This window comes from Ruegeria sp. YTSA226 (assembly GCF_059609905.1).
The window spans coordinates 25,798-47,219 of sequence record NZ_JBXWMQ010000013.1; the positions used below are offsets into that span (position 1 = coordinate 25,798).

Annotated in this window: 20 protein-coding genes; 10 read left to right on the plus strand and 10 right to left on the minus strand. The window is 58.2% G+C overall.

Annotated elements, in window-relative coordinates; all coding sequences use genetic code 11:
• Positions 1-6 precede the first annotated feature (6 nt).
• Positions 7-1,107 (minus strand): LacI family DNA-binding transcriptional regulator, encoded by a 1,101-nt coding sequence (locus AC2FFF_RS15075; protein WP_246097150.1) that lies wholly within the window; start codon positions 1,105-1,107, stop codon positions 7-9.
• Positions 1,108-1,273: 166 nt separating this feature from the next.
• Between AC2FFF_RS15075 and AC2FFF_RS15080 the strand changes: the two genes are divergently transcribed.
• The 8 genes from AC2FFF_RS15080 to AC2FFF_RS15115 all read left to right on the plus strand — a co-directional run bounded on the left by AC2FFF_RS15080 (position 1,274) and on the right by AC2FFF_RS15115 (position 10,234).
• Positions 1,274-2,740 carry an aldehyde dehydrogenase family protein gene (locus AC2FFF_RS15080; RefSeq protein ID WP_221929474.1) on the plus strand — a complete coding sequence of 489 codons (1,467 nt, stop codon included), beginning with the start codon at positions 1,274-1,276 and terminating at the stop codon, positions 2,738-2,740.
• Between the two features lie 54 nt (positions 2,741-2,794).
• Positions 2,795-3,769 carry an ABC transporter substrate-binding protein gene (locus AC2FFF_RS15085; protein ID WP_281994854.1) on the plus strand — a complete coding sequence of 325 codons (975 nt, stop codon included), beginning with the start codon at positions 2,795-2,797 and terminating at the stop codon, positions 3,767-3,769.
• A 67-nt stretch (positions 3,770-3,836) separates the two neighbouring features.
• Complete coding sequence (locus tag AC2FFF_RS15090) at positions 3,837-5,369, plus strand: sugar ABC transporter ATP-binding protein (RefSeq protein WP_281994853.1); 1,533 nt, start codon at positions 3,837-3,839, stop codon at positions 5,367-5,369.
• Positions 5,354-6,331, plus strand: coding sequence for an ABC transporter permease (locus AC2FFF_RS15095; RefSeq protein ID WP_496882988.1), 978 nt, complete (start codon positions 5,354-5,356; stop codon positions 6,329-6,331). Before AC2FFF_RS15090 ends, AC2FFF_RS15095 begins: the two co-directional genes overlap by 16 nt.
• Positions 6,332-6,334: 3 nt before the next feature.
• Positions 6,335-7,333: an ABC transporter permease gene (locus AC2FFF_RS15100; RefSeq protein WP_142634806.1), complete on the plus strand. Its 999-nt coding sequence runs from the start codon at positions 6,335-6,337 to the stop codon at positions 7,331-7,333.
• Positions 7,330-8,430, plus strand: coding sequence for a mandelate racemase/muconate lactonizing enzyme family protein (locus AC2FFF_RS15105; protein ID WP_281994851.1), 1,101 nt, complete (start codon positions 7,330-7,332; stop codon positions 8,428-8,430). The genes AC2FFF_RS15100 and AC2FFF_RS15105 overlap by 4 nt, the downstream gene beginning before the upstream one ends.
• The gene (locus tag AC2FFF_RS15110) at positions 8,427-9,467 is read left to right on the plus strand and encodes a zinc-dependent alcohol dehydrogenase (RefSeq protein ID WP_281994850.1); all 1,041 of its coding nucleotides are present in this window, start codon (positions 8,427-8,429) and stop codon (positions 9,465-9,467) included. The genes AC2FFF_RS15105 and AC2FFF_RS15110 overlap by 4 nt, the downstream gene beginning before the upstream one ends.
• Positions 9,464-10,234 carry an SDR family oxidoreductase gene (locus AC2FFF_RS15115; protein ID WP_142634800.1) on the plus strand — a complete coding sequence of 257 codons (771 nt, stop codon included), beginning with the start codon at positions 9,464-9,466 and terminating at the stop codon, positions 10,232-10,234. Before AC2FFF_RS15110 ends, AC2FFF_RS15115 begins: the two co-directional genes overlap by 4 nt.
• A 30-nt stretch (positions 10,235-10,264) precedes the next feature.
• On the opposite strand, the gene AC2FFF_RS15120 is transcribed toward AC2FFF_RS15115, so the two are convergent.
• The 7 genes from AC2FFF_RS15120 to AC2FFF_RS15150 form a co-directional block, all read right to left on the minus strand.
• A complete protein-coding gene (locus tag AC2FFF_RS15120) occupies positions 10,265-10,684 on the minus strand; it encodes a secondary thiamine-phosphate synthase enzyme YjbQ (RefSeq protein ID WP_496751078.1) in 420 nt (139 codons plus the stop codon).
• 112 nt (positions 10,685-10,796) lie between these two features.
• Complete coding sequence (locus AC2FFF_RS15125) at positions 10,797-11,660, minus strand: sugar phosphate isomerase/epimerase family protein (protein ID WP_271946119.1); 864 nt, start codon at positions 11,658-11,660, stop codon at positions 10,797-10,799.
• A 12-nt stretch (positions 11,661-11,672) separates the two neighbouring features.
• Positions 11,673-12,563: an NAD(P)-dependent oxidoreductase gene (locus tag AC2FFF_RS15130; protein ID WP_271946121.1), complete on the minus strand. Its 891-nt coding sequence runs from the start codon at positions 12,561-12,563 to the stop codon at positions 11,673-11,675.
• Between the two features lie 224 nt (positions 12,564-12,787).
• Complete coding sequence (gene uxuA / locus AC2FFF_RS15135) at positions 12,788-13,969, minus strand: mannonate dehydratase (RefSeq protein WP_496751076.1); 1,182 nt, start codon at positions 13,967-13,969, stop codon at positions 12,788-12,790.
• Positions 13,966-15,018, minus strand: coding sequence for a Gfo/Idh/MocA family protein (locus tag AC2FFF_RS15140; protein WP_496751075.1), 1,053 nt, complete (start codon positions 15,016-15,018; stop codon positions 13,966-13,968). Before AC2FFF_RS15140 ends, uxuA begins: the two co-directional genes overlap by 4 nt.
• Positions 15,015-16,016: a Gfo/Idh/MocA family protein gene (locus AC2FFF_RS15145; RefSeq protein WP_496751073.1), complete on the minus strand. Its 1,002-nt coding sequence runs from the start codon at positions 16,014-16,016 to the stop codon at positions 15,015-15,017. The genes AC2FFF_RS15140 and AC2FFF_RS15145 overlap by 4 nt, the downstream gene beginning before the upstream one ends.
• The gene (locus AC2FFF_RS15150) at positions 16,013-17,029 is read right to left on the minus strand and encodes a Gfo/Idh/MocA family protein (RefSeq protein WP_496751071.1); all 1,017 of its coding nucleotides are present in this window, start codon (positions 17,027-17,029) and stop codon (positions 16,013-16,015) included. The genes AC2FFF_RS15145 and AC2FFF_RS15150 overlap by 4 nt, the downstream gene beginning before the upstream one ends.
• Positions 17,030-17,152: 123 nt before the next feature.
• Between AC2FFF_RS15150 and uxaC the strand changes: the two genes are divergently transcribed.
• Positions 17,153-18,496, plus strand: a complete 1,344-nt coding sequence (gene uxaC / locus AC2FFF_RS15155) for a glucuronate isomerase (RefSeq protein WP_281995008.1) — start codon at positions 17,153-17,155, stop codon at positions 18,494-18,496.
• The gene (locus tag AC2FFF_RS15160) at positions 18,497-19,693 is read left to right on the plus strand and encodes a mannitol dehydrogenase family protein (protein WP_281994844.1); all 1,197 of its coding nucleotides are present in this window, start codon (positions 18,497-18,499) and stop codon (positions 19,691-19,693) included.
• On the opposite strand, the gene AC2FFF_RS15165 is transcribed toward AC2FFF_RS15160, so the two are convergent.
• Together AC2FFF_RS15165 and AC2FFF_RS15170 are read right to left on the minus strand one after the other, a co-directional pair.
• On the minus strand, positions 19,680-20,543 hold the full coding sequence (locus AC2FFF_RS15165; RefSeq protein WP_281994843.1) for a sugar kinase: 864 nt from the start codon (positions 20,541-20,543) through the stop codon (positions 19,680-19,682). The two genes, AC2FFF_RS15160 and AC2FFF_RS15165, sit on opposite strands and share 14 nt — an antisense overlap.
• Positions 20,540-21,421 carry a DMT family transporter gene (locus tag AC2FFF_RS15170; RefSeq protein ID WP_281994842.1) on the minus strand — a complete coding sequence of 294 codons (882 nt, stop codon included), beginning with the start codon at positions 21,419-21,421 and terminating at the stop codon, positions 20,540-20,542. Before AC2FFF_RS15170 ends, AC2FFF_RS15165 begins: the two co-directional genes overlap by 4 nt.
• Between the last annotated feature and the right edge of the window lies 1 nt (position 21,422).

Consider the following 21,422-nt stretch of genomic DNA (forward strand, 5'->3'; position numbering starts at 1 on the left):
TCGCCTTCAGGTCCGGCGTTTGGGTTCTCTGATCGAGTCGCGCTCGACCAGTTCGCATTCAAGCTTCACGAGTGGGTGCCTCTGACCATCCGTCGGCCCGTGGAATAGCTGTTCGACGACCCAGCGTCCCATCGCCCGGGTGGGAAGAATCATCGAGGTCAGGGGCGGCGAAAGGTGTCGCGCGGTTTCGTCATCGTCAAATCCGATGACCGAGATGTCCTCGGGGATGGACAGGCCAAGTTCCTTGAGTGCCTCATAGCAACCGATTGCCATGCGGTCATTCTGACAGAAAATGGCGGTTGGCGGAGAGGGCAGGTCCATCAATTCGCGCGTGGCGGCATATCCGGCGCTGGGCAACCAATTGCCTTCGACAACCAAGTCCTCGTCGAATGGAATGTCGGCGGAAGCCAAGGCGTTTCTATACCCGGTCGTTCGTCCCGCGGCGCATTCCATGAACGGCTCGCCAGTGATAGTGGCGATTCGTTTGTGCCCGGCCTTGATCAGGGCGTTGGTCGCCGTATGTCCAGCAGCGACTTCGCCGGGGATCACCGCAGGAAACGAGAGGTCGTCGCAAAAGCAGTTTAGCAGCAGAACCGGGGTTGCGGCCTGCGTGAGGATTTCCGGAACGACCACCCGCCGGGTGAAAACAGTTGCGTAAACGATGCCCGCAACCTGTTGGTCGAGGAAATACTTAAGCGTTCTGGGTTCGACCTCTGGGTCGTTTTGGGTTTCTGCCAGCAATACAAGATTTCCGGTGTCCCGAACGGCCTGTTTCACGCCGCTAAACGCGTTTACCATTTCGGGGCTCGACGCCAGATCGTCCACGACAAAAGCGATGGTGTCGTCTAGTGCCGAGGGTCGGCGCGCGCTGTCTTGGGGTTTCCTGAGTTGAGAGGGCATGGCGTATCCAAGCGTATTGGCGGCATCCAGGACTCGTTGCTTTGTGTCCTCGGAGATTTTGACGGAATCGTTCTTGTTCAGAACCAGCGATACTGTCGTTTGTGAGCATCCAGCGACGCGTGCAATGTCGTGCATCGTTATGCGCTGTCGGCCCGCGACTCGTCCTACACCCCTGTGTTGTCCGGCCTTGTTCGCTTGATCGTTCATCGCTCAACCTTTTTGTTCGTATCCTTTTTACCGATTATGCGGAGGACGTGCAACTAATATTAGCGGATAGTAATTAATATTAGTGTTGACTAAATAATAATATTAGTGTTTTGATCGGTGGTGCGGTCTCCATTGTGGTTTGACCGAGCAAGCGCGGGAGGCGAAATTGCGGTCTGTAGTGGGGGAGTTGGGTCAAGTCGTTCGGCATTCGATGTTCATCGATGGCCGCTTTGTCGACCTTGACGCGGACACGGTTGTTGTCGAAAACCCTGCGAATGAAGAGATCGTTGCGCTAGTTCCAGATGGCGCCGCCGCTCACGCGGATGCGGCGGTCGAAGCGGCCCATCGGGCTTTTGGCTCGTGGTCCTCGCGCCCGGCGATCGAGCGGGCTCGACTGGTCCTGAGGCTCGCTGAGGCCGTCCGGATCGACGCCGGTCGTTTGGCTGCTCTGATCACCGCCGAGCAGGGCAAGCCGATCTCGCAAGCCCGAGGTGAAGTGGATGCTGCCGTCACCTTTCTTTGCCATGCGGCTGAAGAGGCCCGGAGGATTTCGGGTGACATAGTTGCGTCGGACAACGAGTCCGAGGAAATCCAGATCCGGCGTCATCCTTATGGCGTTGTTGTTGCGTTGACGGCCTGGAACTATCCGTTGGCATTGGCCGCCAGGAAGGTCGGACCCGCGCTAGTCGCGGGCAACACCGTAGTTCTGTTGGGGCACGAAATCACGCCGCTATCCGGTCTTGCGGTCGCCGAGCTTGCCAACAAGGTCGGGTTTCCGCCCGGTGTTCTTAATGTTCTGACAGGCAAGGGGCCGGTGGTAGGGCAGCGGTTGGTCGAACACCCCGATACGTCACTGATCACGATGACCGGCAGCACACGCGCCGGGAAAGAGATTTTTCGCGCCGCGGCCAACCGGATCAAGGTTGTCCGGCTCGAGCTTGGCGGTAAGGCTCCGTTCATCGTGATGGAGGATGCGGATATTGACGCCGCCGTTTCGGCCGCCATTGCCGCCCGGTTTGCCAATTGCGGCCAGATTTGCACCTGCAACGAGCGTATGTATCTGCATCGCGGCATTGCGGATCAGTTCTTGGAAAAATTCGTGTCCGCGGTCCGCGCTTTGTCGATCGGGGAACCGATGGACGACTGCGATTTGGGTCCCAAAGTCAGCAAGGCCGAAGTGACCAAGGTCGCCGAGATCATCCAGCGCAGCATCGCCGAAGGCGCCACGGTTCATCTTGCAGGTGGGCCCCTGACGGACGGGGCGCACCATAAGGGGCACTGGATGTCCCCGACGGTTCTTGAGGTCTCAGACAACAGCAATGCCGCGATGCAAGAGGAGGTCTTTGGCCCCGTGGCAACAGCCATGCGAGTAGATGATTTTGATCAGGCGATAGACGTAGCGAATGACACATCATTCGGGCTGTCTGCCTATCTCTTTACGGCATCGCACCGGCGATTGATGGAGGCCCCGAGCCGTTTGAAGTTCGGCGAACTGTATCTGAACCGCTCCAATGGCGAGGCCGTGCAGGGATTTCATACCGGTTGGGGTATGTCCGGGGTTGGGGGTGAAGACGGCGCATATGGCTTCGATGGCTATCTGAGGAAACAGACGACTTACATGAATTGGGCATGACCTAAAACTCGCGGTCAAAACGTTGGCGACCGCACCAATGGAGGAGGAATAACCATGAAACGCAGAACTCTTTTGATCTCGACGGTTGTCGCGGGTGCGCTGTTGGGCACGACTGCGATTGCGCAGGATCTGCCACAGCTTGAGCAGAAGGAGCGCTACAAAGTTGGCTTTGCGCAGATGGAGTCGAACAATCCGTGGCGCATTGCCGAGACCAAATCGTTCCATGACACGGCCGAGGCCTGCGGCTGGGACCTTATCGCGACGGATGCAGCTGGATCTGCGGCCAAGCAGGTTGCGGATGTGGACAGCATGATCGCACAAGGCATCGACGTTCTGTTTCTGCCTCCAAGGGAAGAAAAGCCACTGATTCCGGCGGTTATGAAAGCACGCGCCGCCGGCATTCCGACTTTTCTCGTGGACCGCTCGGTTGATCCGGCCGTCGCCAAGCCAGGCGAGCATTTCGTAGCATTCCTGGGATCGGACTTCATTGATCAGGGCAACCGGGCCGCGCAATGGCTGATGGAAAATTTCGACGGCGACAAGGGCGTCATCGTCCAGTTGGAAGGCACAACTGGTTCTTCACCTGCAAATGACCGTAAAAAGGGTTTCGACGACGCGATCACAGCGGACGACCGCTTTGAGATCGTGGCTTCTCAGACCGGTGACTTTGCGCGCGACATGGGTCGTCAGGTGATGGAAACCCTGCTGCAGGCGCACCCCGATGTGAACGTGGTCTACGCCCACAATGACGAAATGGCGATCGGCGCGATCCAGGCTCTGGAACTGGCCGGCCGCAAGCCTGGCGAGGATGTGACCATCGTTTCGATCGACGGGACACGCGATGCTCTTCAGGCCATCATCGATGGCAAGATGGGGGTCACGGTGGAAAGCTCGCCCTTCTTCGGTCCTCTGGCTTGTGAAATCATGAAGAAATACGCGGCTGGCGAGACGATCCCGGAATGGGTGAAAGTCGAAGATCGCATCTTTACCAAAGACAATGCGGCTGATCACATCGACGAAGCTTATTGATTCTCCCTGGTGGGTGGTGCTGGCCTGTGGTCGGTGCCGCCTGCAAGCAATCGGAGGAAGACATCTTATGAATGCGCTCGTCTCGATGTCAGGAATTGAAAAGTCCTTTGCCGGCGTACCGGCACTGAGCCAGGCCAGTCTGGAGATCGCACTTGGCGAGGTTCATGCGCTGATCGGTCAGAACGGTGCCGGCAAATCGACGATGATCAAGGTTCTGACCGGAGTTTACGATCGGGATGCCGGCGACGTCCATTTGGCGCGTGGGCCTAGCCGCATTTCCACCCCGCGCGAAGCGCAGGAATCCGGAATTGCCACGATCTATCAGGAGCTCAACCTGGTTCCGCTGCGGTCAGTGACCGAGAACATTATCATGGGGTACGAGCCCAAACGTCTCGGTTTGGTCGACTGGCGCGAGGGCAACAGGCGCGCACGCGAGGTTCTTGCGCGCTTTGGTATAGAAATTGACGTGACTGAGCCGCTAGGAAATTTCTCGACTGCGATCCAGCAGTTGGTTGCGATTGCGAGGGCTGTTTCTCTTGACGCGAAACTTGTCATCATGGACGAACCCACGTCATCGCTGGATGCCAGCGAGGTCGAGGTTTTGTTCGGTGTGGTGCGCGAGTTGAAGAAACAGGGCGTGTCTGTTCTGTATGTCTCGCATTTCCTCGATGAGCTGTTCCAAATCTGCGATCGGGTCACAACGATGCGAGACGGGCGTACCGTCAGCACGCGCACCGTCCAAGACACGACCAAATTAGAAATGATCGCGGACATGCTGGGCCGCAACAAAGATGAGATCGCGGCAGACGGACTCACGGACTTTGCAGGTGCGAAGGCTAAGAAAGGAGATATCGTTTTGCGGGCCGACTCTGTTTCGACAGGCCCGCGATTGACGCATTTCGACTTTACACTCCACCGCGGGGAAATCGTTGGGTTGGGCGGGTTGCTGGGCTCTGGCCGGACTGAGGCGGCGCGCGCTTTGTTCGGCGTGGACGGAGCCCGCAGCGGTGCGATCGAGTTGCACGGCGCGGTTGGACAACCATCCGGACCGGGTGACGCAATCGCAAACGGCGTCGGCTTTCTGACCGAAGATCGCAAGGCCGAAGGGATCATTCCAGACATGTCCGTGCGCGAGAATATGACGCTGGCCCTACTGCCGAAACTGGCCAGCCGTGGTCAGATCGATTTTGCCCGCGAGCGAGAGATCGTTCAAGCCTTCATCGACGATCTGGGCATCAAGGCGGCGCATATGGACCAACCCATTCGTGAGCTGTCTGGCGGCAACCAGCAAAAGGTGCTGCTTGCCCGTTGGCTGGCGACGCAGCCCGACATCCTGATACTCGACGAGCCGACCCGAGGCGTGGATGTCGGCGCCAAGCGAGAGATCCAATCGTTCATTCGGTCGTATGTCGAAAAGGGGTTCGGCGTCGTTCTTATCAGTTCGGAATTCGAAGAGCTGGTGGAAGGCGCCGACCGCATCGTGGTCATGCACGAGGGGCGCTCGGTCAAGGAACTGACCAACCCCGGGATTACGGAGAACATACTGGTGCGCGCGCTTGCGCATCATGAAGAAGGAACTGGTTCATGGACCGCGCAATGAAGTTGCCGCAACGGGTCGCATCGATACCCTTCCGCTTTCATGGCGGCATCGCCGCGTTGGCCGCCCTGCTGGTGTTCAACGCGTTTTTCACCCCCAATTTCCTGCAGATGCAGACCCTGTTCGTGAATATCAGCCAGGTTGCCACGATCGCCATCGTGGCCATGGGTATGACGCTGGTCATCGCCACGGGTGGAATTGATCTGTCGGTTGGCGCTGTCATGGCTCTGGCGGGGGCGTTGGCCCCGCTGATCTTTCTGTCGGATCTGGGCGCCGCCAATCCGATGCTTGGCGTCATTTTGGCCATTGTCCTGCCACTGTTCGTCGCGGGTTTATGCGGGGTATTCAACGGCGTGATGGTTGCCGTGTTGAACGTGCAGCCCATTATTGCGACGCTCATTCTTTTCATCTCGGGTCGCGGTATTGCCCAGGTTTTGACGAATGGCAACCTGCAGACATTTTCAAACCCTTCATTCAGTTATCTTGGAACCGGCAAGGTGCTTGGCTTGCCGTTCCAGGGTTGGCTGGCGCTGGCCATTGCCTGTGTGCTGTTCTGGGTGATCACCAGAACCACTTGGGGCCGCTACCTGCTGGCGATCGGCGGCAATGAACGCGCGGCCTATCTGGCCGGTGGTCCCGTCCGGCGGGTCAAGATCGGGGCCTATGTCATCTGCGCGGCGCTTGCGGGCTTGGCTGGTCTGATCGTGGTTGCGATCAACTCGGCCTCGGACGCCGCGCGCAACGGCAATCTGATGGAGCTTGACGCCATCGCGGCCGCTGTCGTTGGCGGGGCTCTTTTGCAAGGCGGGCGGGCGCCGATCTTTGGTGCCATACTGGGAGCCGTCATCATCCAATTGGTCAAATATACGTTGTTGGCCAACGGGGTAGAGGACGAAGTTGCACTGATCGCCAAAGCGGTCATTATTATCCTGGCCGTCTGGGTCCAGCAGTTCCGGAGGGCTTGATCGATGTTGGATGAAACGGCTTTTGACCTGCGAAAGTACCTTCGGCGCAATTCGGCTTCGGTGACGGTGTGGATCGCACTACTGGCTTTGATCCTGTTTGGGCTGATGCGCTATGACAACTTTGGTAGCGCCTACAATTTCTCGTCTTTCCTGAACTACAACGCGATGTTCATCGCGATTGCGCTGGGTATGTGTTTTGTGATCATGACCGGCGGGATTGATCTGTCGGTTGGATCCGTTGCGGCCTTTACGTCGGTTGTTGCGGCTTATCTCAGCCCATACGGGATTCAGGTTGCGCTGCCGGGGGCCGTGCTTGCCGGGGTGGGCTTCGGAGCGATCAACGCCTTTTGCATCATCATCCTTCGGATTCCGCCCTTCATCGCCACACTGGCGACCATGCTTGCCGCAAAAGGCGGCGCATTGGTGATTTCGGGCGCCCAGACAATTTCGGTTGATTGGGGGTCGAACTTCACCAAGCTTGGCATGGGGCAGGCGTTTGGTCTGTTTCCATGGGCAATAGTCATAGTGGCCGGACTGACGCTGGTACTGTGGCTGGTGCTGGAAAGAACAACCATCGGGCGGACCGTCTTGGCGATCGGTGGCAGCGAGGATGCCTCGAACCTCATGGGTCTGAAGGTGAATCGCGCCAAGGCTTTCGTCTACCTGCTTTCGGGCGGCTGCGCAGGGCTGGCTGGCGTCTTTCTGGCCTCGGGTTTTGGAGCCGGACAACCCCTTGAGGGCATCGGATGGGAATTGTCGGCCATCGCGTCTGTTGTTGTGGGCGGCACCTTGTTGACAGGTGGGATGGGTTCGATCCCTGCGACCGTGGCCGGAGCGCTTTTGCTGGGTCTGGTGTTCAACGTTCTGAACTTTGAAAACGGTCAGGGGACCATCAGTTTCAGCGCCTATTGGCAGATGGTCATACGTGGAGGCTTTCTTTTTGTGGTCATCCTTTTACAGTCTCGGGTTATTGCCAGGCAGCAGAAGGTCTTGGGTTCGTGAATCGCATAGAAAGTGTTTCAGCGCGGCTGTTCAACGTCCCGCTCGCCGAAGTCCTGGTCGATGCCAAACATGGCGATCACACGTTCTTTCAATTGATCACCGTTACCATTCAAACGTCGGATGGGGTTGAGGGGGTTGGGTATACCTATACAGGCGGCAAGGGCGGTCATGCCATCTTGGCGATGATCCAGCATGATCTAGCGCCGTTCCTGGTTGGACAAGGCGCCGAACAGATCGAAAGCCTGTACGATGCCATGCAATGGCATGTGCACTATGTGGCACGGGGTGGGATCGCCTCGTTCGCCATTTCGGCCGTGGATATTGCCCTTTGGGACATTCGCGGCCGAACGCAGAATGCACCACTATGGCAAATGGCTGGTGGAGCGTCCAAACGGTGCAAGGCCTACGCCGGCGGGATCGACCTGAATTTCTCGTTGGAAAAACTGCTGTTGCAGACCGAAGGCTACCTTGCGCGTGGGTTCAACGCGGTCAAGATCAAGGTCGGTCAACCGGATCTGGCCGATGATCTGGCGCGGGCCCGGGCGGTGCGCGAAATGTTGGGGCCGGACCGGTTCTTCATGGTTGACGCGAATTACTCCATGAGCGTCGAGCAGGCCATCGTGGCAGCCCGAGGGTTCGCCGACTGCGATATCCTGTGGTTCGAGGAACCGACAATTCCAGACGATTACAAAGGCTATGGCCGAATTGCCGAAGCCACGGGTGTGCCCCTTGCTATGGGTGAAAACCTGCACACGATTCACGAATTCGAGTACGCCTTTGATGACGCGAAGCTGAGTTTCATCCAGCCCGATGCTTCAAATTGCGGCGGGATCACCGGCTGGTTGCGCGTGGCCGCGCTGAGCGCACAGCACGACATTCCGGTTTGCAGTCATGGGATTCAGGAGCTGCACGTCAGCCTTGTTGCCGCGCAACCCAACGCAGGGTGGCTAGAAGTACACTCATTCCCGATAGATCAGTACACGACCCGTCCGCTGGTTGTGGAAGACTGTATGGCCGTGGCCCCGGATACACCGGGAACCGGAGTGGAATTCGACTGGGACAAACTGAATGCGGAACACATGGAGATGCATACATGACAACCGAGACGATCTGTGCGGCATACTACAGGGGCAACAAGAGCTTTGCTGTACAGCAAGCCCAAGCGACGGATCCGGGCCCCGGCGAGGCTGCCGTTCGCGTTGCCTATTGTGGGATTTGCGGGACGGATATGCACGTCTACCACGGCAACATGGATGCCCGTGTCGGTCTAAACCGGGTGATCGGGCACGAGATGTCTGGTGTCGTTGAAGCAGTGGGCGAGGGGGTGCATACGGTCCAACCCGGCCAGAAGGTCGTTGTCCGGCCGCTTGATCATTGTGGCGAATGCCCGGCCTGCAAGCGGGGGCATCAGCATATCTGCCAAAATCTCAAATTTCTCGGCCTCGACACCGATGGCGCCATGCAAGAGATCTGGACCGTTCCGGCCCATACGTTGCACATTCTGCCAGACGACTTGCGCATGGATCACGCGGCGCTGATCGAGCCGGTCGCCGTTGCCTGCCACGATGTGCGGCTGTCTGGCCTGCAACCTGGCGAGGACGTTGTCGTTATCGGCGGCGGCCCGATCGGCATCCTGGTTGCCATGGTTGCGCGGGATGCGGGTGGAAATGTCGTGATTTCCGAAGTGAATCCGAACCGTCTTGCGATTGCTGAAAAACTTGGTTTTGACACGATAAACCCAATCGAAACCGACCTGGTGTCCACAATCAACGCGCGCACGGGCGACAAAGGCGCAGATGTGGTTTTCGAGGTGTCGGGAACGCAGCCCGGAGTTGATGCGATGACCGCCGTTGCCGCGACTCGGGCCCGGATCGTGATGGTCGCGATCCATGCACAAAAGCCCCAGATAGACCTGTTCCAGTTCTTCTGGCGAGAGCTGCAACTGATCGGTGCTCGGGTCTATGAGCCAGAGGATTACGAGAAAGCGATTGCAGTTGTCGCCTCGGGCGGAGTGGACGCGGATGTTGTGATTACTGACGTCAGCCCTCTGGCAGACATCCAGGCCGCGTTCGAAGCACTGGATCGCAGCCCAACCGCAATGAAAAGCCTGATCGAAGTAGGACCGCGTTCATGAGTGTTTTGAAAAGTTTCGACCTGACGGGAACGACGGCCCTTGTGACTGGGTGCAAACGCGGTATCGGGCGCGGAATGGCCGAGGCATTGGCATCGGCTGGAGCCGATATAATCGGAGTGTCCGCCTCGCTTGAGCTGTCCGGGGCGGATGTCGAAAAAGCCGTGACAGCGATGGGACGCAGTTTCCGGGCTTACCAATGCGACTTCTCGGATCGCGCTGCGCTGCATGCGTTCATTGATCAGTTGAGGGCCGACGGACAAACTCCTGATATCCTTGTCAACAATGCCGGCACGATCAAACGAAAACCCGCCACTGAACACCCGGACGACTGGTGGGACGAAGTGATCGAGGTGAACCTGTCCTCGCAGTTCGTTCTGTCTCGCGAGATCGGCAAGGACATGCTGGCGCGCGGCTCGGGCAAGATCATCTTCACCGCCTCGCTGCTGACGTTTCAGGGCGGCATCACCGTTCCCGGATATGCGGCCTCGAAAGGTGGGATTGGACAGCTGACGAAGGCCCTGGCCAATGAGTGGGCCGGGCAGGGTGTGAACGTGAATGCAATCGCCCCCGGCTACATCGCGACCGACAATACCCAAGCCCTGCAGGACGATCCGGTCCGATCAAAGTCGATTCTGGAACGAACACCCCAAGGCCGTTGGGGTACGCCTGGTGATTTTGCCGGACCTGTAGTCTTTTTGGCTTCTGCAGCGTCGGATTACGTCAACGGTGAAATCCTTGTTGTCGACGGGGGCTGGATGGGGCGGTAACACCGTCAACTCTCCATGTGACCCAAGGCATCACGTCCCGATGTAGTGCACCTTCAATCGTCGTGTCTTGGGTGCCTCGCGATGTTCGAAGAGATACAGGCTTTGTACGCGGCCCAGCGGAAGCTGCCCCTGTTCGACCGGGATGGACACCTGCGTTTGCGTCAACAGCGCCCGCAAATGCGATGGCGCGTTGTCGTCTTCGCTCGGGCGATGGTGATATTCGCCTGATGATTTGGGGACCAGTTCTTCGAAGAACGTCTCGATATCCTTGACCACCTCGGGATCGGCATTGGCCTGAACCAACAGCGCGGCACCGGTGTGGACGCACCAAAGGGTCAGCAGGCCCGAGCCAAGTTCATGGTCAGACACCGCACCCTGAACCACCCCGCTGATGTCGGTGAGGGATTTGCCGGGCGTTTCAATGGACAGCTCAAAAAACTCTTGCTTCATCCATCAGATCCTTTCCTTGATTTTGCGCGAATGCGCCCAGCTTTCCGCACCCCATTCGGCATTCAACTTTGAGGCTTAAGTATATGATTTGTAAAGTACAATGGCGCTTCATTCATGCGAACAGGCTTTTGAACCTGTCCACACACAGACGAAACCCATCTTCGAAGTTTCCGTTGCCGGGATGATAAACGCTCTCGAAAGAAATGACGCCATCATAGCCGTCGGATCTGAGCGCGTCCGCGATGGGTTGGAACAGAGGCGCAAGCTGACCTTCCCCCATACGGCGCACTTCCAGCGTTGCCCGTGGCGTGTCGACCTTTACGTCCTTGATGTGAATGTGACCTAAATAGCCGCCGCGCAGTTCTTCGTAACCGTCCGGGTATGCCAGTTCATGGCACCAGCAGTTGTTTCCGGGGTCCCAAAGTACCTTCAACGCATCCTTTGCATCCAACTCGTCGATCAGTTTTCGGGCTGTATAGTTGGAATTGACCAGCGTGCCGTTTCCGGTTTCTACGACGAGCGTCACGCCCTCAGCCCTGGCAAGTTCAACCGCCGGCGCGATCAGCGGCGGCATCGAGTCCCATACCCCATGCGCCACGTTCCACTTCTCGGCGCCGTTTTTTCCCCAGAGTATCTGCTCTTTTCGTTGGGTCATGATCCGAACCAGCGGAGACCCCACGACATGCGCCATGTCGATCACGCGTTTCAAGGCTTCCATGTGTCGGGTGTGCAGGTCGTCACCGGGCCTGTTGGCAGCTGTCATCCCCGCAAAGATATGGCGCGACAGACATGACACAGGCTTGCCCCGGTCGCGCAAAAGCGCGTCGATCTCGGCAATTTCCTGCGGGGAATGGTCCCCGACCTCCGTATCTCCAACGAACTGAAGCTCTGCATAGTCCAGACCGAATTCGTCCATTACGTCCACGGCATGCCGCAGTTCGCGGGAAATGCCGTCGCAAATCACACCAAGTTTCATGTTCGTCCCCCCTCAGCGATGCAATTCTGCGCCAACGATCTCTTCGATGACCTGAGTACACACCCAGTTGTCGCCATTCGGGTATTTGGTTTTTCCTGCGTGAAAGATCTGCATTGCGGATGACGCTGTGTGCATTGGAACGCCCAACGAACCGGCCAGTGCCAGCGAGATAGTCAGGTCCTTGTGCATGGTTGCGATATGGCTACCGGTGGCCTCGAACTTGCGATCAATGATGTTTTCAAGGGCGGTATTCACGACGCCGCACCCCGCGCTGGATGAGGAGAACACATCAAGTAATGCCTGACCGCTGACACCCGCTTTGGCCGCCAGGGCCGCAGCCTCGAATGTGGCGGAAAAGATCGATCCGATCAGAGATTGCAGGCAGGCTTTCACGGTTTGCCCGTCGCCGGCGTTTTCTCCGACCCGATGAATGGTTGCCGACACTGCCTGCATGACTTCGGCGTTTTGGTCCAGCACATCCGCAGCACCGGCAGCCATCATCGTCAAAGTGCCGTTCTGCGCGCCGGGAAACCCACCCGAGACCGGGGTGTCGATCAGGTGGATGCCCGAACCCTCCATGTCTTGCCCGATGGCGCGGGCTTCGGCCGGGGTAATGGTCGCCGACAGGATGACCGTTCCGCCTTTCGCCATGTTCGGAACCAGCCCGTTTTCACCCAAGATGACATCGCGGGCCTGATCTCCGTTCATCACCATGACAAACACAGTGGCGGCGTGACGACCGACTTGCCCCACGCTGTCCTTGGGCCGGCCGCCCATGTCGGCAAATGCCGTCATGCGTGTCATGCTCAGGTCGAAACCGGATGTTTCAAAGCCATTCTTGATCAGGTTCTTGGCAAGGCCGCTGCCCATGTCGCCAAGACCGATTACGCCTGCTGTTTTCATTTGGAATCCTCCCGTTTTTCCGCCATTTCGGTATGGCAGACGTTTCGAAAATTGATGCCTCCAGGCATCGGTTTTCGCGGGAGTTTCACGCGTCTTGAACAGACGTCGGGCGAGTCCGGAAGACACCCCGCTGCCCGTTTACGTGCCGTAAGTAAACGAGGAATACCGCGCACAGGCAAGCAAAGAAGTGTTACGGACGGAAAGAAACAGCCTGATCCGACGTGTCAGGAAAACGCCGCCATTATGCCGCGCAGTTCCGCCAGCCCGCGCATTCGTCCGATCAGCGGATAGCCAGGAGTGCTGTGTCCGCCCAGATCGCTCAGCAGCTCTTGTCCGTGGTCGGGTCGCATCGGAATTTGCCAGTCGCCCCGCCCTCGGGATTTGCGGCGGCGTTGTTCGTTCATCAGCTCGCGAATGGTGCCGACCATGTCGGTGTCGCCCTCCAGATGCGGAGCCTCATAGAAATCCGGCTTCTGTCTGTCCGACCCCGCGATGCGTCGGGTATTTCGCAAGTGAACAAAGTGAATCCGGCCGCCATGCCTGCGTACGAAGTCCGGCCCATCGAATTCGGAGGAAACACCCATCGATCCGGTACACAAGGTTGCGCCGTTCGCGGGCATATCAACCGCATCCAGCACGGCGCCGTAATCCTCAGTACTGGACATGATCCGCGGCAGACCGAGCAACGAGAAGGGTGGATCATCCGGGTGACAGCACAAGCGCAACCCCAATTCTTGAGCTACCGGGGCGACCTCAGACAGGAAGTCGATTAGGTTTGTGCGCAGCCGGTCACGGTCTATCTCGGCATATGTCCGCAACAAAGAGCGCACGTCCTGCACGCTCCACTGATCGTTGGCGCCGGGCAGCCCCGCAGTGACATTGTGCTGCAACTGGGCTTTGGATTCATCCGACAGGCGCAAGAAGCGATCCTCGGCCGTTTGCTGGACGTCGTTGGAATAGTCTTCCGACGCGCCCGGACGTTCGAGAATATATATGTCGAAAACTGCAAAATCAGTCAGGTCGAACAGCATGGCCGTTCCGCCATGCGGCTGCGGGGCGCGAAGGGCGGTGCGTGTCCAATCCAGGATCGGCATAAAGTTGTAGCACACGACTTTGACGCCACGGGCGGACAGGGCCCTGAGGCTGGACTTATACGCCTGCAGATGTTCGGCTATGTCTGCGGACTGCGTCTTGATCGCCTCGGAGACGGGCAGGCTTTCGACAACGTCCCAACTGTACCCGGCAGCGGCCAGAACTGCCTGCCGATCGGCGATGTTCGGTTCGTCCCAGGGCAGTCCAGGCGGGATGTGATGCAACGCAGTAACGATGCCCTGAACCCCGACTTGATGTAGATCGGCCAGAGCGATCGGATCATCGGGTCCGAACCAACGCCAGCATTGTTTCATGGCAGCCATCCTTCATACAGCGGGTGATCGGGCCTGATGGGAAGGGCAACACGCTGCCCGGTGCGCGCCGCGTAATAAATCGCAGTCACAAGGCCGATGGACGCGGCGCCGTCCTGCAGCGTAACGGCCGAATTTGCCTCGGACCGCAGCGCTTTGCCGATTTCGGTAAAGAACCCTTCGAAACCTGTTGGTTCGGCAGCGGCGGCTGCAAGGGCCTCGTCGATAGCGGCTTGATCCACCGGGTCCCGCGCAACGAATGTCCAAGGCGTTTGACCCGGCGCATAGGGTTCCGTGCCAGAGGTGGCGGTCACCTTTTCAAAGACGAACCGCAACCGGGTTTCGTCCGTGGCGGCGCCTAGTGTGATATTGCTTGTGCACAAAGCTCCGGAAGCCATGCCAAAGCAGATCGCGGCGCAGTCTTCGGTCTCGATCGGGTTGACCCGCGTTGTGGTCATTGCTGACACCCAGGCGATATCACCCGCGATATATGTCAGCAGATCATGGTTGTGGATGGCATGGCCAAGCACTGCGCCGCCGCGTTCACCGGCCCATGTTCCTCGCCACGGCACCGCGTAATAATCTGCCCCTCGGGACCAATGGGTTTCAAGCGCGGCAGTTTGGACCGCTCCGGTCAGGCCGGCGCGTTGCAGGTGGCGCAATTGGGCCATTGACGGGCCCCACCGGTATTGAAAAACCGGAAACACATGCTTGCCCGTGCTGTGGGCGGCTGCCGCGATCCGATCCACATCCTGCATCGAGGTCGCAAGGGGCTTTTCGCAGACAACGTGTTTTCCTGCGGCCAATGCCGCAAGAGTGGTCGGCACATGTAGATGGGGCGGCAGGCAGATGTCGATGACATCAATCTCCGGATCATCCAGCGCGTCTTGAATGTTGGTCAGAGATCGAAAATCCGAGTTCTGTCGAATCTGTTCGATCCGGTCCGTATTCTGGTCGACCACGGCGGTTACGCGGAATTTGCGGTCAAGCCGTTCCAGTGCGCTTATATGTTGCGCACCGATACCTGCGCCAAGGATCGCAACATTGATCATCTGCGTTCCGCCATTTCCTGCGCGTGCAGTGCCAGTTCCATGACCGTATAGCAGTGGGTCTGCGTCATCGCGGTTTCGGTCCGGTTACGGATGTCATCGGTGAGGCGCGAAAAGTAGGTAAGGCCGGCGTCGGATGCGTCGATCTTTTGGCAGGTTTCGCCGTTGACGATGATCAGATGGTCTGTCCCCGAGGCTCCACCCACATCGACGTATTTCCGTATCTCGATATATCCATCGGTGCCAAGGATCGTTAGGCGACCATCCCCCCAGTTTGGCAGGGCATCCGGCGTAAACCAGTCAACCCGGATATACCCGGTACCATTCTCGCTGCGCAGATTGAGCTCTCCGAAATCCTGCAACCCGGGATCCTTGGGGTTTGCGTAGTTCGCCACGTAAGCGTTTGTGATTTCCGCGGTTTCCGAACCTGTGTAATGCAAGAACTGATCGATCTGATGCGAGGCAATGTCGGTCAGAATTCCGCCATAGCGGTCACGCCTAAAAAACCACTCCGGCCGGGTTGCCCGGTTCAATCGGTGCGGGCCAAGTCCGACCGTTTGGATCACGCGCCCTATGGCACCGGCCTCGACCAACTCGGTCGCCATGGTGCTGACCGGCGTTTCAAATCGTTCGGAAAAATTTACCGACCAGATTCGACCGGTGTCCGCGACCGTTCGCTTGATCTGGTCGAGTTGCTCAAACGTCGTGCAGCCCGGCTTGTCGCTCATGACATCCATGCCGTTCTGCATAGCGCGAATCGTCAACGCGGCCCTATCTGCCGGAATTGCGGAAATCAGCGCTAGATCCGCCCCGCAGGTTAGGGCGTCTTCCAATCGGGCCAGCCGCGGAATATTGGGAAACCTTTTGACGTAGCCCGGTAGCGTTTCTGGATCGCCTTGTGTCCAGTAGCCGACACAGTCCACGCCGATTTTACGCATGTTTTCCGTCATGCCATAGATATGGCGGTGGTCCAGACCAAGGGCGACGCAGGTCAGGCTCATGAGGCGACTCGTGTTTTCTGGCCGGTTCGATTGGCGATCTGCATCGCGTCTATGACGGCGTGGGTCAAAAGGGCACTGCGTCCGGTGGCCATGGGTCGCGTTCCACCGGCGAGTGCGTTGGCAAAATCCTCTATGACCGCCTGGTGCCATTCATGGGTGAACGCCATGGGATCGGCCCCGCCGCCTGTGGCGGACGTTTCGCCAACCGTGGATTTCTGACCGTCGAAAGTGGTCAAGGTCAGAACACCTGATTCCAGATGCGCTTTGGCGTGCGTGCCCTGGATCGTGATAGATTCAGCGGCCCCGGGATATACGGCGGTGGTTGCCATCAACGTTCCCACCGCGCCGTTATCCATTTCAAAGATTGCACCTGCCCAATCCTCGGCCTCGAGATCGTGCAACGGAGTTTTTCTCATCATGGTTTGAATGTCCGAGATCGGCCCCAGCAGCCACATCGCGAGGTCAAGCGTGTGGATTGCCTGCGAAATCATGACACCGCCTCCGTCGCGTGCATAAGTGCCGCGACCTGGCTCGTCATAGTAGCTCTGATTGCGCCACCAGGGGACATGGATTTCCACCGTGGCGATCGCGCCCAACTCACCCTGTACAATGGCTGATTTCAGCGCCTGCGAGGCGGTGCGAGCGCGGTGCTGAAAAACGATGCCCAGCAGCACGCCAGACACCTCGCACTGCTCGACTATGGCTGTCGCGGCGCCCAGCGTTCTTTCGATAGGCTTTTCCATTAGGATCGGTTTCGAAGCGGTCGAAAGAACCCGCACCAACTCTGTGCGCTGATCAGGCGGGGTAGCGATGATCGCAAAGTCGACGTTTGAGTCGTTTGCGATTTCCTCAACCGAGCTGAACGCGCGGGTGTCGTTTCGCTGCGCGAACTCAGCTGCTTTTTCAGGATTGCGCCCTAGGACGCCAGCAAGATTGAGACCTCGCTCCGATGCCTGAATGGCAGCAACATGCGTTCCCGAAACCATCCCCAAACCAATCAGCGCAATATTCATTCATTCCCCCGGATCACCCGGTCAGTCTGCGGGTTCGAACGGGAAAGATGCAACCACTAAAAACTGTGTTAACAATTTCGGGCAGCAGTATCGGAGGCAGAATTGACCGGTAATTTGAATGGCATGGCAGAAGACCTGTACCTGGGCATCAGGGACCTGCCGATCGTATCTCCGCATGGTCACTGCGATCCGGGGTGGTTTGCAGCCGATGAGCCGTTTCCCAACCCGGCCGAGCTGCTGGTGGTTCCCGACCATTACGTGTTTCGTATGCTCTATTCGCAGGGCGTTCCCTTGTCCGAACTTGGCGTTGGGGAAGAGGGGCGAAAGAAGGATCCTCGCGCGGTATTTCGCACCTTTGCCGAGCACTGGCATCTGTTTCTGGGAACGCCATCTCGGATATGGATGAACTACGTGCTGCATGAAACGTTGGGCGTGTCTGAGGAGTTGTCTTCGCGCACGGCTGACCTGATTTATGATAAGATCTCAGAAAAGCTGGTGCGACCCGAATTTCGTCCGAGGGCTTTGTTCGACAGGTTTGGGATCGAGGTTCTGGCCACCACGGATTCTGCTCTCGACGGCCTCGTAGAGCATCGGGAGATCCGTACAAGCGGTTGGGGCGGGCGAGTTGTTCCGACGTTCCGCCCAGACGGGGTTTTGGATGGGGCGGACCCGGATTTCGTACACAACCTGAACAAGTTGGCTGAGCTGACAGACTGCGATCTGGGCAGCTATGATGGCTACCTCAGCGCGCTGCGAATGCGGCGGGCTTATTTCATCCAGCTGGGCTGTACGGCCACCGACCACGGTATCGAACGTGTGCAGACCGAGTGGCTGGACGACCCGGATGCGCTGTACCAACGGCTGAGACGGCGGGAAGGCACAGAACAGGGCGCGCGCCGGTTCTATGGGCATATGCTGATCGAAATGGCGCAGATGTCTATCGAAGATGGTCTGACCATGCAGATACATGCTGGCAGTAAGCGCAACACCAACGACGCGGTAATGCGGGACTTCGGACGGGACAAGGGGGCCGACATTCCAATCGCGATGAATTGGGTCACGGGCCTTGAGGCGCTTTTGAACCGGGTCGGAAACTCGGCGGAACTGCGCATCATACTCTTCACATTGGACGAAAGCACCTATGCCCGTGAACTGGCGCCCATGGCGGGACATTGGCCGTGCCTTAGGATCGGGCCGCCTTGGTGGTTCCACGACAGCCCAGCCGGTATAGCGCGGTATTTCGATCAGATTGTTGAAACGTCCGGATATTACAATCTGGCCGGATTCAATGACGACACGCGGGCTTTTCTGTCCATTCCTGCACGTCACGACCTGTGGCGACGGGGGGTGGCGATTCATCTGGCCCAGCAGGTTGCGCGCGGCTATTTCGGTCGGGACAGTGCCGAGCATCTGGCGCGGTTGTTAGCGGTCGATCTGGCGAAACAGGTTTACGGATTGCAAAGCTAGATGGGTACAATTCTTCACTTCGGCCTTGGAAACTTCGCCCGGGCGCATTTACTGGACTACACCGATCATGCGGGCGGATGGGGCGTTGTCGGCGTCAGCCTGCGTTCATCCTCGGTTCGGGATGGATTGGCGCGACAAGGTTTCGAGTACGATTTGTGCGTACAGGGGCAGGGCGTCCGGCGCATCAAAGCTCTGCGGGATGTTCTGGTCGCGCCCAAGGATTGCGCAGAGATTTTTGATGTGATGGCGGATGCCGAGATCATTTCGGCAACCGTTACCGAGAAAGGTTATCACTTGGACGCCGCGGGCAAGCTGAACCTTCAGGACCCAGCGATTGTCGCCGATCTGGCGCGTCAAGGGCCCGCGACGCTGATCGGGTTTCTAGCTTTTGGCCTTGCGGAACGGCGCAAGCCAGTGACAGTGCTAAGCTGCGACAACCGCATGGAAAACGGCAAAACGCTCGAAACGGCAGTTGCCGATTTTGCGGAAGCAGCCGGTCTGGACGTGAATTGGGACGCTGTTCGCTTTCCCAACGCGATGGTCGACCGGATCACCCCGGCTACCACGGACGCCGTTCGCGCAATCAGCGGCGATCCTATGGCTGTTCCAACCGAGGCGTTCTCGGAGTGGGTGATCGAGGACAATTTCGTTGGCCCACATCCGGATTGGCCGGGCGTGCAACTGGTCGATGACGTGGCCCCGCACGAGATGCGAAAGCTGCGCATGTTGAACGGTGCCCATTCCCTCTTGGCTTATGCCGGGTTGGAACAAGGCCTGAACTACGTTCACGAAGCGGTTCGAGACCGGGTTTTGCGCCCGCTGGTTGCCGAGTTGATGCTGGATGTGGGCGCAACGCTGCCCGCTGCACTGCAAGCACAAGCTCCGGACTATGCCGAGGCTCTGTTGCGCCGTTTTGAAAACCCCGAGCTGGCGCACCGTCTGGACCAAATCGCGATGGATGGCAGCCAGAAGCTGCCGTATCGCTTTGTTCCCACACTCCGTGAAACCGGCTCTCAGGCAGTGATCGCGGGGATGCGGGCCTGGATCTCCTATTGCGTGTCTGAGACAGCCGAAGGCAGGGCGCTGACCGATCCTTGCGCGTTGGAAATCGCCTCGGCTGTCAAGCAGCCAGATCCGGTAGTACCGCTCTTGGGTCTTATTGGTGCTGAGGATCTCGCGCCACTTATCCGGGAATGATCGCGCCGCGGAACTGAACAACGGTGGAAGCCAGATTGTGTCCAGCCATCAGGGCCTCGGCCTGTGAATTTCCCGTCAGCAAGGCCGCGAGGTACCCACCGTTGAAACTGTCGCCCGCCGCTGTGGTATCCAGCACGTTATTGGCAGGCTCATAGGTTTGGTCAATGTTCTGGCCGATGGGCAGAGGACCATTCTCTCCGCGTTTCAACGCACCGACACCGTGATGATCGGCAAAGCGTGCCGCCACCTGATCAGTGCTTTCCCCGAAAAGCGCCATCTCATCGTCGATAGATGGTAGGGCAATATCTGCACGCTGCCAAAGCCGTTGGTTGATTTGCCGGGCGTGTTCGACGCTGTCCCAGAGACGCGGACGAAAATTGCTGTCATAGACCAACCGAACTGAAGAGCCTTCTAGCCAGTCCAGAAGCGCAAGCCTCACCGAATGCGGAAGAATGGCTACGGAAATCCCTGACAAGTACAGCACGTCGTAACCGTTAAGTGGGCTGAAGTCGTGATCGGCAAATAGCTGACGGGCGGCCGCCTCGCTGCGCCAATAGGTAAAGCTGCGTTCACCGTCCGCAGATGTCGTGATTGCGTATAATCCCGGAGAGGCGTTCGGAATGATGCGGATGCCGGATGTCCCGATTCCATGACTGGCGATAAAGCCGGCGATGCGCCCTGAGAACGGGTCGTCGCCCAGACATGTCATATACTCCACCTGCAGATCAGGAGCGGCGCGGTGCATGTAGATGGCCGTGTTCAGCGTATCCCCCGCGACGCCCACCTTTGCACCGGTTTCCAGCATGGACAATTCGATCATTGCTTCGCCGATGCAGGCAATTCGCGTCATTTCTTTTCTCTCTTCCAGATGATGAGACCGGCAGTCATGATTAGAGCAGCCCCTGCCAAAGTGAATGCGCCCGGTACCGTGTCAAAGAACAAATAGCCCCAAATCGCAACGTAGATCAGGAACGAATAGGTGAATGGCATCAACTGGTTCGCCGTTCCGAACCGATGCGCGTTCGTCAATAGTTGATGCCCGCACCAGCCAAAGACGCCAAGGCCGATCAGTACAATCAGGCTCCACGTGTTTTCTGGCTGGACCCAAAACCATATGGCGAACGGCAGCAGAACCACCGTCCCGGTAAGCCCAAGGTAGAATTGCATGGTGTCCACGGCAACAACCCCGGACAGCTTGCGCGTCATGATCGAGTACAAGGCCAAAGCGGTGGCATTGTAGACGATCAACAGCATGGTCGGATGAAAGGCTGAACCAAACGGCCGCACGACAACCAACACCCCCAGAAAGCCCAGGGTAATAGCCGCCCAACGCCATGGACCCACGCGTTCTTTCAAAACGAAGACGGACAGAAAACACACGATGACCGGGCTTGAGAACATGATTGCTGACACGACGGTCAGAGGCAAAAACCGCAGGGCATAAAAATTGAAAACGGTCGCCGAGATCAGCAGCAAGGCCCGGCTAATGACCTGCCATGGATGGTCGGTCTTGAACCTGCTGGCCTCAATCCCGCCCTTGGCGATCACGCCCACAGAGATCACAAAGTGCCCCGCATAGCGCATGAATGCCAACTGAAATGCCGGCACGCCCGCCAACGCCAACCACTTGGCCCCAAGATCCACCAGCGAAAAGAATAGCCACGCCGTCAACATCAGCACGATGCCAAGGCGCGGCAGGTCCGCAGTGGGGCTGGCGGTGACGGCCATC